A 14,010-nucleotide genomic window follows, 5' to 3' on the forward strand; every position below is an offset into this window, starting at 1 on the left:
CACTCGATATCGTGGCCGTGCCATGACACACACGCTTCGCTGAACGCAGTGACCCACTGGGGGACCCACCCATGACCGCACGCCGCTCCCGCCGCCGCTCCGCCGCGTACGCCGCCCTGGCCCTCGGACTGGCCGGCTCGCTCGCGCTGACCGGCTGCAACAGCCACTCCAAGAAGTCGAAGAAGAGCTCGTCCTCATCGACGTCGAAGAGCAAGAAGCGCAAGATCATCGGCGGCGGCGCGGCCGCGGCGGGCGCGGGCGCGGGGGCTGCGTCGCGCAGGACGACCGCCTGCACCACGGGCACCTCGGGCAACTTCAGGTTCACCACCCGGACCGACCCGAGCCACGTCATCCTCAAGTTCCACAACAACAAGAGCCGCTCCTGCTACCTCTACAACTCCCCGATGCTGTACTTCGGCACCGCGAAGGAGCCGCTGGGGTACTACGAGGGCGCGCCGTCGTTCGGGGACACCCAGCGGATCGAGGTCCCGGCGGGCGGCAACGCCTACGCGGCGATCCCGACGACGACCGCCGCGACCAAGGGCAGCAAGCAGAACGTCGTGAAGATCGGCTTCATGAACTCCTCGGAGCCCACCGTCCGCGGCCTGACGACCATCCTGCACTTCTCGCAGTACGACAGCCTGCCGTCGGTCGGCAAGACCGCCAAGGTCAGCGACTGGTACCTCTCCGACACGCTGGCCGAGCTCAAGACCGGCACCGAGAAGTGACCGGCGCCGACCGCTGACCGGTTGGGTGGCGGGGAGCCGACCGCACCGGCCCCCGCCGACCCGGTACCGAGCCTGCTGCCGCCGACCCGGTACCGAGCCCCCGCCACCCAATACCGCGCCCCCGCTACTCGGTTGTCGCGTCCAGCCCCGCCAGGACCAGCGCCAGCCGGGCCGTCCCGTCCTGGGTGACCTCGACCGGCACGCCCCAGTCCTGCTGGTGCACATGGCAGGCCGGGTACTCGATGTCCGGGTCGTCGTCGCAGGACGCGGCCATCGCCGAGACATGCAGCACGCCCTCGGTCACGCCGTCCGCGAGCACCAGGTCGCGGGCCAGGTCGGTGTCCGCGCCCGCGCCCCCGGCGAGCAGTTCCGGCGGCGTCGCGCTGACCAGCAGCCGGGTCGAGGGGCCGTAACGGGTGTCGAGTTTCTGGCCCGCGGGGGCCTGGAAGACGATCTCCAGGCGGAGCTTGCCGGAGGCCACTTCGGTGGCCGCGCGCCGGGTGCGGTGCGCCACCGACTCGACGCGTACGGCTTCCTCGGGGAGCCGCAGCCGGGTCAGCCGGTGCCGCGCCGACTCCACCACCACGATGTCGCCGTCGGCGAGCACCGCGGCCGAGGGCTCGCGCAGGTCCGTCGCCAGGGTCGTCACCTCGCCGCTGGCCGGATCGAAGCGGCGCAGGGCGTGGTTGTAGGTGTCCGCGACAGCGACCGAGCCGTCGGGCAGCGCCGTCACGCCCAGCGGGTGCTGGAGCAGCGCCTGGTCGGCGGCGCCGTCGCGGTGGCCGAAGTCGAACAGGCCGGTGCCGACGGCGGTGTGGACGACGTAGCCGTCGCCCTCCTCGGCGGGCGCCACCCACCGCACCGCGCTGGTCTCGGAGTCGGCGACCCACAGCCGGTCGCCCGCCGCCGCGAGGCCGGACGGCTGCGCGAACCACGCCTCGGCGGCCGGGCCGTCCACCAGGCCCTCGTTGGTCGTGCCGGCCGCGACCTGGACCGTGCCGGCCGCCGGGTCGTACGTCCAGAGCTGGTGGACGCCGGCCATCGCGATCCACAGCCGGTCCTGCCACCAGGCGACGTCCCACGGCGAGGAGAGATCCACCTCGCGCGCCGGACCGGAGACCGGCGAGCCCTGCCACCACTGCTTGCCGGTACCGGCGACCGTCTCCAGCGTGCCGTCGGCGGGGTCGAACACCCGGATGGCGTGGTTGACGGTGTCCGCGACGGCGACCCGGCCGTCGGGCAGCAGCGCCAGGCCCTGCGGCTCGTTGAACGCGTCCGGGCCCAGCCCCCGCTCCCCGCTGCCGATGCGGCGCACCACGCGCTCGCCGTCGGCGGCCAGCTCCACGAGCTGGTGCCGGGTGGTGTCGGAGACGAGGAACGTGCCGGCCGGGAGCCGCAGCGCCTTGCCGGGGAAGCGCAGGTCGGTGGCGACCGGCTCCGGCGGGACGTACGGGCCGTCGCCGCGCCGCAGCGTGCCCTTGGCCTCGTGCTCGGCCTGAAGCTCGCCCACCAGCTTCTCGATGGCGTGGGCGTGGCCCTCGCCGGCGTGCTGGGCGACGACATAGCCCTCGGGGTCGATCACGACGAGCGTCGGCCAGGCCCGCACGGCGTACTGCTTCCAGGTGTCGAGGCGCGGATCGTCGAGCACCGGGTGTTCGACGCCGTAGCGCTCGACGGCGTCCACGACCGCCTGGTGGTCGGCCTCGTGCACGAACTTGGGCGAGTGCACCCCGACGATCACGACCGTGTCGCGGTGCCGCTCCTCCAGCTCCCGCAGCTCGTCCAGAACATGCAGGCAGTTCACACAGCAAAAGGTCCAGAAATCGAGGATGACGATGCGTCCTCGCAGGTCGGAGAGGGTCAGATCCTTGTTGCCGGTGTTCAGCCAGCCGCCCTCGCCGATCAGCTCGGGGGCCCGGACGCGCGCTCGTGAAGCCATGTGGACATTCAACGTCACTCCGGTGCCCGCGCATTCCGCAGGGGCCCCGGGGAACACCTCAACCCATGCCGCACTCTCCGGGGTCACGCCCCGCCCGCCCCCACACCTACCTCGTCCGCGACCGGATCTTCGGCATCGGCGACGACTACTGGATCGATGACGAGCACGGCCGGCACGCCTTCCTGGTGGACGGGAAGGCGCTGCGGCTGCGGGAGACCTTCGAGCTGAAGGACCTCGACGGGCGGGTGCTGGTCACCCTCCGCAAGAAGATGCTCAGCCTGCGGGACGCGATGACCCTGGAGCGGGACGACCGGCCGCTCGCCACCATCAAGCGCAAGCGGCTGTCGCTGCTGCGCAACCACTACCGCGTCGAGCTGGTGGACGGCACGGAGCTGGACGTCAGCGGCAAGATCCTGGACCGGGAGTTCGCCGTCGAGTACGAGGGTGAGCTCCTGGCCGAGATCTCGCGGCGCTGGCTGACCGTCCGCGACACCTACGCGGTCAACGTCGTGCGGGAGGACGCCGATCCGGCGCTGATCATCGCTGTCGCGGTGTGCGTGATCCGGCTGGCGGAGCGGGAGCGCGGCGAGGACTGAGGGGAACGGTGGGGAGGGGTGCGGGGTGGGCACGGTGGTGCCCCCCTTCCCCGGCCGGCTGCGGGCCCTTACGGCCGGTCGAGGCCCAGGACGCGGTCGCGCAGGACGGGGAAGTCCGCGCGGGTCTTGGCGACCTTGGCCGGGTCCAGGTCCACGGTCAGCACCTCTTCGTCCGGCCCGGCCTCGGCCAGCACCTCGCCCCAGGGGTCGATGACGACGCTGTGGCCGGCCTGTTCCACCCCGGCGTGGGTGCCCGCCGTGCCGCACGCGAGGACGTACGCCTGGTTCTCCACGGCGCGGGCACGGGCCAGCAGCGACCAGTGGGCGCGGCGGCGGGCCGGCCAGCCGGCCGGTACGACCAGCAGTTGGGCGCCGTCCGCCACGAGCTGCCGGAACAGTTCGGGGAAGCGCAGGTCGTAGCAGGTGGCCAGGCCCAGGGTGGTCTCCGGCAGGGGGACGGTGACGACCTGGTCACCGGCGCCCAGCAGGACGGCCTCGCCCTCGTCGAAGCCGAAGCGGTGGATCTTGCGGTAGGAGGCGGCGAGCCGGCCGTCGGGGGAGAAGACCAGGGAGGTGTTGTAGAGCGTGCCGTCGGCGGCCCGCTCGATGACGGACCCGGCGTGCAGCCACACTGCGGCGTCCCGGGCGGCCGACGCCATCGCGTCGTGCGTGGGGCCGTTGAGCGGTTCCGCCTCGGTGGCGAAGAGATCCGACGCGAACGCGCCGACCGGCCACAGCTCGGGAAGGACGACGAGGTCGCTGTCCGCCTGCTCGCGCACGAGTGAAGCCACCCGTCCCCGCCGGGAATTGACCGATTCCGCCGGGTCCACACCGATCTGGATCAATGAGGCGCGCACAGTACCACCGCCTAAGCTTTCGAGCCGCTCCGCCGTCAAACATCCGCCTACGATGGTCACCCGAAAGCACTGCCGGGGTGCCCGTGCGCAGCGTAACTTAACTGCACAGACAGCAGCCCGCGTACGAACCGTCCGAGGGGTCCCGTGACCGTCCATCCCAGCCTTCAAGCCGCCATCGATGCCTGGACTCACTCCATAGAAGCGATAGCCGAGCTGGTGACACCGCTCGCCGAAGGCGAATGGAGCTGGGCGACGGACCTGCCAGGGTGGTCCGTCCGCGATGTCGTCTCGCATGTCATCGGCGTGGAATGCGAGATGCTCGGCGACCCGCGGCCGATCCACACCCTGCCGCGCGATCTCTACCACGTGCGCAGCGAGTTCGCCCGCCGGATGGAGGTGCCGGTCGATGTCCGCCGCCACCACACCGCGCCGGAGATGATCGGCGAGCTGGAGTACACCGTCATCCGCCGCTCGCGGCAGTTGCGCAACGAGACCCGTCAGCCGGACGCCGTGGTGCGCAGTCCGCTCGGCGAGGAGCGCACGCTGGAATTCGTGCTCCAGCAGCGGGCCTTCGACGTCTGGGTGCATGAGCAGGATCTGCGCCGCGTGCTCGGCAAGCCCGGCAATCTCGACTCCCCCGGCGCGTATGTGACGCGCGATCTGCTGATGAAGGTGCTGCCCGGCATCGTCGCCAACCGGGCGCAGGCACCCGCCGATTCGGTGGTGGTCTTCGATGTCAGCGGGCCGGTGGAGTTCATGCGCACGGTGCGCGTCGACGCCGAGGGCAAGGGCACGGTGGACGGCAGCGTCTCGCTCGGTCCGACGGTGACGCTCGCGCTGGACTGGGAGACCTTCGTCCGGCTGGCGTGCGGCCGGATCCGCCCCGCGGCCGTCGCCGAGCAGATCAAGGTCGACGGAGACCACGCGCTGGCCCAGGCGATCCTGGACAACTTCGCGGTGACGCCGTAGCGGTAGCCGGGGAGGGGAACGTCTGTTTCACGTGAAACGGCGCCTCCTCCCGCACCGCTCTTCCTGCGGTCGGTTCTCCCCCGCCGCTCTCCCGCCGCTTCACACCGGCACGTGCACGGCCTCGACTCGGCTGACGACCAGCCGCTCCCTCTCGCGCCGTGCCGCCCGGCCGCGCAGTCGCAGGATCTGCGAGACGCCGACCGCCTCCAGGACGAAGACCGAGGCGAAGGCGATGCGGTAGTTGTCGCCGGTGGCGTCGAGCAGCACCCCGACGGCGAGGAGGGTGGTCATCGAGGCGGTGAAGCCGCCCATGTTGACGATGCCGGAGGCGGTGCCCTGCCGCTCCGGCGGGTTCGCCGGCCGGGCGTAGTCGAAGCCGATCATCGAGGCGGGTCCACAGGCGCCCAGCACCACGCAGAGCGTGATCAGCAGCGCCATGGGCGCGTGCGCGGCCGGCCAGGTCAGGGTGAGCGCCCACAGCAGGGCGGTCGCCGCGACGGTGCCGAGTGCCAGCGGCGTACGGGCCGCGTGGTGGCGGGCGATGACCTGGCCGTAGACCAGCCCGACGGCCATGTTGGAGAGCACGACGAGGGTGAGGAGTTCCCCGGCGGTGCCACGGGACAGGCCCTGTGACTCGACGAGGAACGGCAGTCCCCACAGCAGCAGGAAGACCATCGCGGGGAACTGGGTCGTGAAGTGCACCCACATGCCCAGCCGGGTGCCGGGCTCGCGCCAGGCGTCGGCGATCTGCCGCCGTACGAATCCGGCGCCGGTGTGCCCGGCGGGGGCGGGGGGCGGTTCGAAGCCCTGCGGATGGTCCTTGAGGAACAGCAGCATCAGGCACAGGACGACGATGCCGCCCACCGCGCTGGCGGCGAACGTCGGGGTCCAGCCGAAGGTGTGCAGCAATCGGGCCAGGACGAGCGTGGAGATCAGGTTGCCGGCCATGCCGACGAGCGCGGCGATCTGCGCGATCATCGGGCCCCGGCGGGCCGGGAACCACCGGGCGCCCAGCCGCAGCACGCTGATGAAGGTCATGGCGTCACCGCAGCCGAGCAGCGCCCGGGAGCCGAGCGCCATGGCGTAGGACTCGGACAGCGCGAAGCCGAACTGGCCCAGGGTGTAGAGCACGACCCCGATGGTCAGGACCTTCTTGGCGCCGAGCCGGTCCACCAGCAGGCCGACGGGTATCTGCATGCCCGCGTAGACGAGCAGTTGGAGGATCGAGAACGTGGACAGCGCCGAGGCGTTGATGTGGAAGCGCTCGGCGGCGTCCAGGCCGGCCACGCCCAGACTCGTGCGGTAGGTGATGGCGACGAAGTAGACCGCGACACCGATGCCCCAGACCGCCATGGCCCTCCGGCCGCCGGGCGGGTCCGCGGGCAACGCCCGGGACGCGCTGCCGCCGGCCCCGGTACTCCCGCTCATCGCACGTCTCCCTGCGCGAGGTTGCGGACCCAGCTCACGTGCCGGTGCACGGCGTCGGCCGCCGCGTCGGCGTCGCCGTCCCGCAGCGCCTGGAGGATCTCCGCGTGCTCGGCGATGTTCTTGGCGATGCGGTCGGGATGCGCGTGCATGACGGCGACGCCCATCCGCAGTTGCCGGTCGCGCAACTGCTCGTAGAGCCGGTCGAGGATCTGGTTGCCGGCGCTGCGCACGATGGCCGCGTGGAAGGCACGGTCGGTGACGGAGACGGCGGCCAGATCGCCGGCCTCGGCCTGGTGCCGCATCGTTTCCAGCAGCCCGGCGAGCTCGTCGGTCAGCGCCTCGCCCGCGGGGACCGCCTTGGCCGCCGCGTGCTTCTCCACCAGCAGCCGGGTCTCGACGACATCGGTGATCTCCTGCGCGGAGACCGGCAGCACCAGCGCGCCCTTCTTGGGATAGAGCTTGATCAGCCCTTCCACCTCCAGCCGCAGCAGGGCCTCGCGCACCGGCGTCCGCGACACCCCCACCGCCTCGGCCAGCTCCCCTTCGGTGAGCAGCATCCCGCCCTCGTAGCGGCGCTCCAGCACGGCTTCCTTGATGTGTGCGTAGACCCGCTCGGCGGCGGGCGGCTGTTTGGCGGCCCGCGGGGCTTCGCCGGTGCCGGACGGCGCGGCGGTGGGGGCGGCGGTGGCCGGGGTGACGGTCGAGGACGCGGAAGGCATGCGCACAGGATAGATACAACAGAGATACGTGCGGCATCCTGTTCCGCGATGCGGACGAGCGGGGGGGCGGGCCGACGGCGCGGGCACCCCCGTCCCGGGGGCGGTCCGAAGCGCGGTGTCTGACCGAAGGGGGAGGGCGGGTCAGACTCAAGGCTGACCCGAGGTCCCTACCTGACGCGTACGAAACCGCCCGGATTCCATGGGTGAATGGAGGCATGGAGCCGAGGAGGCTCCGCCATTCAAGGGGAGTTGACCATGCAGACCAGGACGAACGCCGGCCGTCGTACCCGGAACGCCGTCGTGGTGGCACTGATCGTCGCCGCCCTGTGGGCGGGCACCACACTGACCCGGGGCGCCGCACACGCCGACCCGTCCGCCCCGACCGGCCCGGTGGCGCACTTCAGCCGCGCCGTGGAGCTCATCCGCAGTTGAGCGGCCGACGACAGGCCCGCACACAGACCGGTGGCCCGCCCGCACGAGCGGGCGGGCCACCGCCATGAGCACAGCGCCCGGCGCACCGGAACCCCGGACAAGAGGCCCGGCCAGGCGCTCAGCCCCAGGTGATCAGCCGCTTGGGGCGCTCCAGCACCGCCGCGATGTCCGCGAGGAGCTTGGAGCCCAGTTCGCCGTCGATCAGGCGGTGGTCGAAGGACAGCGCCAGGGTGGTGACCTGGCGGGCCTTCACCTTGCCCTTGTGCACCCAGGGCTGGAGCCGGACCGCGCCGAAGGCGAGGATCGCGGACTCCCCCGGGTTCAGGATCGGCGTACCGCTGTCGACGCCGAAGACACCCACGTTGGTGAGGGTGACCGTGCCGCCGGACATCGCCGCCGGAGAGGTCTTCCCCTCGCGCGCGGTGGCCACCAGCTCGCCCAGGTCCGCGGCGAGTTGGGGGAGCGTCTTGGCGTCCGCGTCCTTGATGTTGGGGACGATCAGCCCTCGCGGAGTGGCCGCCGCGATTCCGAGGTTGACGTAGTCCTTCTGGACGATCTCCTGGTTCGCCTCGTCCCACGTGGCGTTGACCTCGGGGTGCCGCTTGATGGCGACGAGGAAGGCCTTGGCGACGAGCAGGAGCGGGTTGACGCGCAGGCCGGCCATGTCCGGGTCCTGCTTGAGCTCCTGGACCAGCTTCATCGTGCGGGTCACATCGACGGTGATGAACTCCGTGACGTGCGGCGCGGTGAAGGCGCTGGCCACCATCGCCTGCGCGGTGGCCTTGCGTACGCCCTTGACCGGCACCCGCCGCTCGCGGGCGGCGGTGTCGACCGTGGCGGCCTGCGCCTGCGCCGGGATGGCTTCCTCGGCCGGGCTGACTGTTTCACGTGGAACCAACGTCGCCGTCGACGCCGCGGCGTGCACGTCCTCACGGGTCACCACGCCGTCGGGACCGGTCGGCGTCACCGTGGCCAGGTCGATACCGAGGTCCTTGGCGAGCTTGCGCACCGGCGGCTTGGCCAGCGGCCGTCCCGCGGACACCGGCGCCGCAGGAGGCGCGACCGACGTGACGGGGGCGGCGGGCTTCGCGGCGGTCGCCGTCCGACCGTTGAGGGTCGCCCGGGGCACGGCGGGCACGGGCTCCGGCCGGGCCGGCTCCCCCTGCTGCGGCTTGCGCGGACGGCGCTTGGTCGACGACGGCGCGGCGCCGTAGCCGACGAGCACCGCCTGCCGGCCCTGCGGCTCCGCCTCCGCCGCGGTCTCGTCCTCGGTCACGGGGGCCGGCTGCTCCCGCTCCGGCGCCTCGGCGGGCCCGGCGCCGGGGTCGGTGTCCACCGTGATGATGACGGTGCCGACATCGACGGTGACGCCTTCGCCGAAGCGCAGTTCGTGCACCACCCCGTCGTAGGGGATGGGCAGTTCGACGGCGGCCTTGGCGGTCTCGACCTCACAGACGACCTGGCCGTCGGTGACGGTGTCGCCGGGCTGGACGTACCACTTGAGGATCTCGGCCTCGGTGAGCCCCTCGCCCACGTCGGGCATCTTGAACTCGCGGAAGCGCTGATCGTTGGCGGTACTTGCAGTCATGGTCACGACTCTCCTCAAACCCCTCAGTACGCCAGCGCGCGGTCGACGGCGTCGAGCACCCGGTCCAGTCCCGGAAGGTACTCGTCCTCCAGCCGGGACGGCGGATAGGGAGCGTGGAACCCGCCGACGCGCAGCACCGGGGCCTCCAGGTGGTAGAAGCAGCGTTCGGTGATGCGGGCGGCGATCTCCGAGCCCGTACCGAGGAACACCGGGGCTTCGTGGACGACCACCAGCCGGCGGGTCTTCTCCACCGACGTCTGAAGCGTGTCGAAGTCGATCGGGGAGAGCGAGCGCAGGTCGACGACCTCGACCGACTTGCCTTCCTCGGCCGCGACCTTGGCGACATCGAGGCAGACCTTCACCATCGGGCCGTAGGCGGCCAGCGTGAGGTCTGTGCCGCTCTGCGTGACGCGGGCCTTGTGCAGCGGGTCGGGGATCGACTCGGTGTCCAGGCGCGACTTGTCGTGGTAGCGGCGCTTGGGCTCGAAGTAGATGACCGGGTCATCGCCCGCGATGGCCTGCTGGAGCATCCAGTAGGCGTCGGAGGAGTTCGAGGGGGAGACGCACTTGAGGCCCGCGACGTGCGCGAAGAGGGCCTCGGGCGACTCGGAGTGGTGCTCGACCGCGCCGATGCCGCCCGCGTAGGGGATACGGATGACGACGGGCACCTTGACCTTGCCCAGCGCCCGCGCGTGCATCTTGGCGAGCTGGGTGACGATCTGGTCGTAGGCGGGGAAGACGAAGCCGTCGAACTGGATCTCCACGACGGGACGGTAGCCGCGCAGGGCCATGCCGATCGCGGTGCCGACGATGCCGGACTCGGCGAGCGGGGTGTCGATCACCCGGTCCTCGCCGAAGTCCTTCTGAAGGCCGTCGGTGACCCGGAAGACGCCGCCGAGCTTGCCGACGTCCTCGCCCATGACCAGGACCTTGCTGTCGGCCTCCATGGAGGTCCGCAGCGATTCGTTGATCGCCTTCGCGATGGTGATCTTCTCGAAGACTGCCATGGTCAGTTCCCCTCCGCGGCGGCATCGGCGTCGGCGAAGGACGCCTGGTACGCGGCGAACTGCGCGCGCTCCTCATCGACGAGCGCGTGCCCGTCGGCATAGACGTTCTCGAAGATCGCCATGGTGTCCGGGTCGGGCATCGCCCGTACGACGTCGCGGACCCGCTTGCCCAGGGCCTCGCTCTCCTCATCGATGGAGGCGAGGTAGGCGTCGTCGACGATGCCCTCGGCCTCCAGGTACGTCCGCAGCCGCAAGATGGGGTCCTTGGCCGCCCAGGCCAGCGTCTCCTCGTCGGCCCGGTACTTCGTCGGGTCGTCGGAGGTGGTGTGCGCGCCCATGCGGTACGTGAACGCCTCGACCAGGGTGGGGCCCTGCCCGGTGCGCGCCCGCTCCAGCGCCGCCTTGGTCACCGCCAGACAGGCCAGCACGTCGTTGCCGTCGACCCGTACGCCGGGGAAGCCGTAGCCCTGGGCGCGCTGGTAGAGGGGGACGCGGGTCTGCCGCTCGGTGGGCTCGGAGATCGCCCACTGGTTGTTCTGGCAGAAGAAGACCACCGGCGCGTTGTAGACCGCGGAGAAGGTGAAGGACTCGGCGACATCGCCCTGGCTGGAGGCGCCGTCACCGAAATACGCGATGACCGCGGAATCCGCGCCGTCCTTCTGCACACCCATCGCGTAGCCGGTCGCGTGCAGCGTCTGCGAACCGATCACGATGGTGTAGAGGTGGAAGTTGTTGCTGTTGGGGTCCCAGCCGCCGTGGTTGACCCCGCGGAACATGCCCAGCAGGTTCGTCGGGTCGACACCGCGGCACCAGGCCACGCCGTGTTCGCGGTAGGTCGGGAAGACGTAGTCGTCATCGCGCAGCGCGCGGCCCGAGCCGATCTGGGCGGCCTCCTGGCCGAGCAGCGAGGCCCACAGGCCCAGCTCGCCCTGGCGCTGGAGGGTGGTCGCCTCCGCGTCGAATTTCCGCGTCAGCACCATGTCGCGGTAGAGACCGCGCAGTTCTTCGGGGGAAAGATCGATCGCGTAATCGGGGTGCTCGACCCGCTTCCCTTCCGGGGTCAGCAGTTGTACGAGCTGATGCTGCTCCGCCTGGTCCGCGCGGCCGGTGTTCGCGGCCTCGGCCGACGTCGCCTTCTTGGCCGGCGTCGCCTTCTTGGCGGTGGTGCGCTTGCTGCCGGCGCGGGTGGTTTTCCGCTGGGCAGTGCCTTCCACGGTCACGTGCTGCTCCTCCGTCTGTCCGGCCCCCGGGGTCCGCCGGTGGCCGTATTGCGGCTCACCCGGTATCCGATACGGCGCACGGGGTGGGTGCGAACGCGGCCGGATCCGGGTGGAACAAAGCGTCCCGGACAGTGGCCTGCTCATTGCACGTTACCCACTGTCAAAGCCTAAGTGGAAACGGCGCTGACCTGCGATTTTGCTTGGATTTCCAAGTAAACCGCGAAGGCTGGTAACAACTCCTGGTCACAGCGTTGCAGGCCGCCGGAACAACGGCACGTTATATCGGCGACCTGGAGCACGGGAAGACTTCGTGTGTGAGACTGTGCCGGTGCGCGAAGACGGAAAAATCACGGTATTCCTTCTCGATGATCACGAGGTCGTCCGCCGCGGTGTCCACGAAATGCTGTCGGTGGAAGCGGATATCGAGGTGGTCGGCGAGGCCGGTACCGCCGCAGATGCCCTGGTCAGGATCCCTGCGACGAATCCGGACGTGGCGGTGCTGGACGTCCGGCTACCGGACGGCAGCGGAGTCGAGGTGTGCCGCGAGATCCGTTCACAAAACGAGGACATCAAATGTTTGATGCTCACCTCTTTCGCGGATGACGAGGCGCTCTTCGACGCGATCGTGGCCGGCGCGGCCGGGTACGTCCTCAAGGCCATCCGCGGCAATGAGCTGCTGTCCGCGGTCCGCGACGTCGCCGCCGGCAAGTCGCTGCTCGATCCCGTCGCCACCGCCCGCGTCCTGGAACGTCTGCGCGAGGGCAGCGGTACCAAGGGCGACGACCTGCTGGCAAGCCTGACCGAGCAGGAGCGCCGGATCCTCGACCTGATCGGCGAGGGCCTGACCAACCGCGCCATCGGTGAGCGCCTCCACCTCGCCGAGAAAACGATCAAGAATTACGTCTCCAGCCTCCTCTCCAAGCTCGGCATGGCCCGCCGCTCACAGGCCGCCGCCTATGTCGCCCGCCTCCAGGCCGAACGCCGCTGACCCTCCCGCACGCTCTCGACCTGCGGTTCCGGTGTCGCGGCCGGGCTCGCCTCCACGGCCTTCGGGACCAACGTCCCGCCGCACTCGGGGCCGCCGCCCCTACTTCCCGCGCGCCCGGACCGCCAGGGTGAGAGCATGCCCAGCGACGACGGCACCGCCCGCCTGGCGCGCCCCACCCCCGCCGAGCGAGGGCTCTTCGGCCGCACGCCCCGGCTGGCCGACGGCGACCCGTTCGACGCGGTCTTCCTCCGTATCGAGCCCCGCTTCGTGACCCTCCACCGCCTGACGGAAGTGCCGGTCTTCCGCCCCGCCCACTCTGCGTAAGGCCTTGCGGCACACCCGCTTCGATTGATCACGGTGATCTAACATCTGGCGCGTGCTGCGCTCATCTGTAGCCCGGATGGCGGCGACGCCCGACGGGCACACCCTCGGATCCCTCCTGCGCCACCACGACGGCGCCGGAGAGCCGCTGTCGTGCGAACCCGTCGCCGAGGGCCTGCTCAACCACGGCTACTTCCTCGCCACCACCCGCGGCCGGTACTTCCTCAAGCACCACCTCGACGGCGACCGCCCCGCCATCATCCGCCAGCACCACGCCACCCTCCGGCTGGCCGCCCTGGGTCTGCCGGTCGCCCCGCCCGTCGCCGACGCCGACGGCCGTACGGTCACCGTCCTGGACGGCCGCTGCTACGCGCTGCACCCCTGGGTCGAGGGCCGGCACTTAGGAGGGGCCGCGCTGACCCGCGGCCAGTCCCGCCGGCTCGGCGCCCTGCTCGGGCTGGTGCACACCGCCCTGGAACAGGTCATGGCGGACGAACCTCCACCACCACGGCCGCCGTACGCGGACGCCGCCGCCGACCCGGCCCGCACCTTCGAAATGATCGACGAGCTGCTGGTACTGGCCCGCGGCGCCCGCCCGCGCACCAGCTTCGACGAGCTGGCCGAGCACCGGCTCCTGGAGCGCCGGGCCCTGCTGGAGCGGCAGGCCCACCGACGTCCCGCGCCCGGCAGCGAAGGGGCCACCGGCTGGGTGCACGGCGACTTCCACCCGCTCAACGTGCTCTACCGCGGCGCGGAACCGGCCGCGATCGTCGACTGGGACCGGCTCGGAGTCCAGCCGCGCGCCGAGGAGGCGGTCCGCGCCGCGGCGATCTTCTTCGTCCGCCCCTGCGGCACGCTGGACCTGCCCAAGGTGCGGGCGTACGCGGGTGCCTACCGCAGCGCCTGCGGGGCCGGGGCCGGGGAGCTGGCCGCGGCCGTGCACCGGGTGTGGTGGGAGCGGCTGAACGACTTCTGGATGCTCACCTGGCGCTACCGCCTCGGTGACCGCCGCACCGATCCGCAGTTTCCGGCGGCGGCCGCCCTGGCGGTGTGGTGGACGCGCGAATACGGGGCGGTGCGGGAGGCGTTCACGGGGTGAGGCGGCCGGGCCGGGAAGCGCGGGCGGGCCCGGTGGTTCGGGCTCGCCCCGGTGCCGGGGTGTGCGCGGTCCGGCACCTCGCGTCGTGGGGGAACGAAACGGCGGGCCGGGCTCCTGGT

14 protein-coding genes are annotated in these 14,010 nt (G+C 71.3%); 7 read left to right on the top strand and 7 right to left on the bottom strand.

From position 1 onward, the window contains the following. Positions 1-71 precede the first annotated feature (71 nt). Entirely contained in the window at positions 72-728 is a 657-nt protein-coding gene (locus ACZ45Z_RS25880; RefSeq protein ID WP_468366848.1) for a DUF4232 domain-containing protein, read from the top strand. A 124-nt stretch (positions 729-852) separates the two neighbouring features. On the opposite strand, the gene ACZ45Z_RS25885 is transcribed toward ACZ45Z_RS25880, so the two are convergent. Then, positions 853-2,667 carry an NHL domain-containing thioredoxin family protein gene (locus tag ACZ45Z_RS25885; RefSeq protein ID WP_468366850.1) on the bottom strand — a complete coding sequence of 605 codons (1,815 nt, stop codon included), beginning with the start codon at positions 2,665-2,667 and terminating at the stop codon, positions 853-855. A 65-nt stretch (positions 2,668-2,732) separates the two neighbouring features. Here ACZ45Z_RS25885 and ACZ45Z_RS25890 point away from each other — a divergent pair, with 65 nt between their 5' ends. Next, positions 2,733-3,263: an LURP-one-related/scramblase family protein gene (locus tag ACZ45Z_RS25890; RefSeq protein ID WP_468366853.1), complete on the top strand. Its 531-nt coding sequence runs from the start codon at positions 2,733-2,735 to the stop codon at positions 3,261-3,263. Between the two features lie 68 nt (positions 3,264-3,331). On the opposite strand, the gene ACZ45Z_RS25895 is transcribed toward ACZ45Z_RS25890, so the two are convergent. After that, positions 3,332-4,120: a carbon-nitrogen family hydrolase gene (locus ACZ45Z_RS25895; RefSeq protein WP_468366855.1), complete on the bottom strand. Its 789-nt coding sequence runs from the start codon at positions 4,118-4,120 to the stop codon at positions 3,332-3,334. A 144-nt stretch (positions 4,121-4,264) separates the two neighbouring features. On the opposite strand from ACZ45Z_RS25895, the gene ACZ45Z_RS25900 reads away from it, so the two are divergent. Beyond that, positions 4,265-5,089 carry a maleylpyruvate isomerase family mycothiol-dependent enzyme gene (locus ACZ45Z_RS25900; RefSeq protein WP_468366857.1) on the top strand — a complete coding sequence of 275 codons (825 nt, stop codon included), beginning with the start codon at positions 4,265-4,267 and terminating at the stop codon, positions 5,087-5,089. Between the two features lie 99 nt (positions 5,090-5,188). On the opposite strand, the gene ACZ45Z_RS25905 is transcribed toward ACZ45Z_RS25900, so the two are convergent. Together ACZ45Z_RS25905 and ACZ45Z_RS25910 are read right to left on the bottom strand one after the other, a co-directional pair. Beyond that, on the bottom strand, positions 5,189-6,517 hold the full coding sequence (locus tag ACZ45Z_RS25905) for an MFS transporter (RefSeq protein ID WP_468366860.1): 1,329 nt from the start codon (positions 6,515-6,517) through the stop codon (positions 5,189-5,191). Then, positions 6,514-7,236 carry a GntR family transcriptional regulator gene (locus tag ACZ45Z_RS25910; protein WP_468366863.1) on the bottom strand — a complete coding sequence of 241 codons (723 nt, stop codon included), beginning with the start codon at positions 7,234-7,236 and terminating at the stop codon, positions 6,514-6,516. Before ACZ45Z_RS25910 ends, ACZ45Z_RS25905 begins: the two co-directional genes overlap by 4 nt. 255 nt (positions 7,237-7,491) lie before the next feature. Here ACZ45Z_RS25910 and ACZ45Z_RS25915 point away from each other — a divergent pair, with 255 nt between their 5' ends. After that, on the top strand, positions 7,492-7,668 hold the full coding sequence (locus tag ACZ45Z_RS25915; RefSeq protein ID WP_468366867.1) for a hypothetical protein: 177 nt from the start codon (positions 7,492-7,494) through the stop codon (positions 7,666-7,668). A gap of 118 nt (positions 7,669-7,786) precedes the next feature. On the opposite strand, the gene ACZ45Z_RS25920 is transcribed toward ACZ45Z_RS25915, so the two are convergent. Genes ACZ45Z_RS25920 through pdhA form a run of 3 tightly spaced genes read right to left on the bottom strand, consistent with a single transcriptional unit; the run spans position 7,787 to position 11,483 of the window. After that, positions 7,787-9,256 (bottom strand): dihydrolipoamide acetyltransferase family protein, encoded by a 1,470-nt coding sequence (locus tag ACZ45Z_RS25920; RefSeq protein WP_468366869.1) that lies wholly within the window; start codon positions 9,254-9,256, stop codon positions 7,787-7,789. Positions 9,257-9,279: 23 nt separating this feature from the next. Beyond that, positions 9,280-10,263: an alpha-ketoacid dehydrogenase subunit beta gene (locus ACZ45Z_RS25925; protein ID WP_468366872.1), complete on the bottom strand. Its 984-nt coding sequence runs from the start codon at positions 10,261-10,263 to the stop codon at positions 9,280-9,282. 2 nt (positions 10,264-10,265) lie between these two features. After that, positions 10,266-11,483, bottom strand: a complete 1,218-nt coding sequence (gene pdhA, locus ACZ45Z_RS25930) for a pyruvate dehydrogenase (acetyl-transferring) E1 component subunit alpha (RefSeq protein WP_468366874.1) — start codon at positions 11,481-11,483, stop codon at positions 10,266-10,268. 328 nt (positions 11,484-11,811) lie between these two features. On the opposite strand from pdhA, the gene ACZ45Z_RS25935 reads away from it, so the two are divergent. The 3 genes from ACZ45Z_RS25935 to ACZ45Z_RS25945 all read left to right on the top strand — a co-directional run bounded on the left by ACZ45Z_RS25935 (position 11,812) and on the right by ACZ45Z_RS25945 (position 13,891). Further along, the gene (locus ACZ45Z_RS25935; protein WP_468366876.1) at positions 11,812-12,471 is read left to right on the top strand and encodes a response regulator; all 660 of its coding nucleotides are present in this window, start codon (positions 11,812-11,814) and stop codon (positions 12,469-12,471) included. Between the two features lie 135 nt (positions 12,472-12,606). Continuing rightward, on the top strand, positions 12,607-12,795 hold the full coding sequence (locus ACZ45Z_RS25940) for a hypothetical protein (protein WP_468366879.1): 189 nt from the start codon (positions 12,607-12,609) through the stop codon (positions 12,793-12,795). Positions 12,796-12,847: 52 nt separating this feature from the next. Next, on the top strand, positions 12,848-13,891 hold the full coding sequence (locus ACZ45Z_RS25945; protein WP_468366882.1) for a phosphotransferase: 1,044 nt from the start codon (positions 12,848-12,850) through the stop codon (positions 13,889-13,891). Positions 13,892-14,010: the final 119 nt, after the last annotated feature.

The organism is Streptomyces sp. NPDC031210 (genome assembly GCF_055570395.1).

Excerpts from the sequence above, each read along its gene's own strand:
- ACZ45Z_RS25880 (WP_468366848.1), top strand. The coding sequence starts at position 72 with ATGACCGCACGCCGCTCCCGCCGCCGCTCCGCCGCGTACGCCGCCCTG.
- ACZ45Z_RS25885 (WP_468366850.1), bottom strand. The coding sequence starts at position 2,667 with ATGGCTTCACGAGCGCGCGTCCGGGCCCCCGAGCTGATCGGCGAGGGC.
- ACZ45Z_RS25890 (WP_468366853.1), top strand. The coding sequence starts at position 2,733 with ATGCCGCACTCTCCGGGGTCACGCCCCGCCCGCCCCCACACCTACCTC.
- ACZ45Z_RS25905 (WP_468366860.1), bottom strand. The coding sequence starts at position 6,517 with ATGAGCGGGAGTACCGGGGCCGGCGGCAGCGCGTCCCGGGCGTTGCCC.
- ACZ45Z_RS25910 (WP_468366863.1), bottom strand. The coding sequence starts at position 7,236 with ATGCCTTCCGCGTCCTCGACCGTCACCCCGGCCACCGCCGCCCCCACC.
- ACZ45Z_RS25915 (WP_468366867.1), top strand. The coding sequence starts at position 7,492 with ATGCAGACCAGGACGAACGCCGGCCGTCGTACCCGGAACGCCGTCGTG.
- ACZ45Z_RS25920 (WP_468366869.1), bottom strand. The coding sequence starts at position 9,256 with ATGACTGCAAGTACCGCCAACGATCAGCGCTTCCGCGAGTTCAAGATG.
- ACZ45Z_RS25925 (WP_468366872.1), bottom strand. The coding sequence starts at position 10,263 with ATGGCAGTCTTCGAGAAGATCACCATCGCGAAGGCGATCAACGAATCG.
- ACZ45Z_RS25940 (WP_468366879.1), top strand. The coding sequence starts at position 12,607 with ATGCCCAGCGACGACGGCACCGCCCGCCTGGCGCGCCCCACCCCCGCC.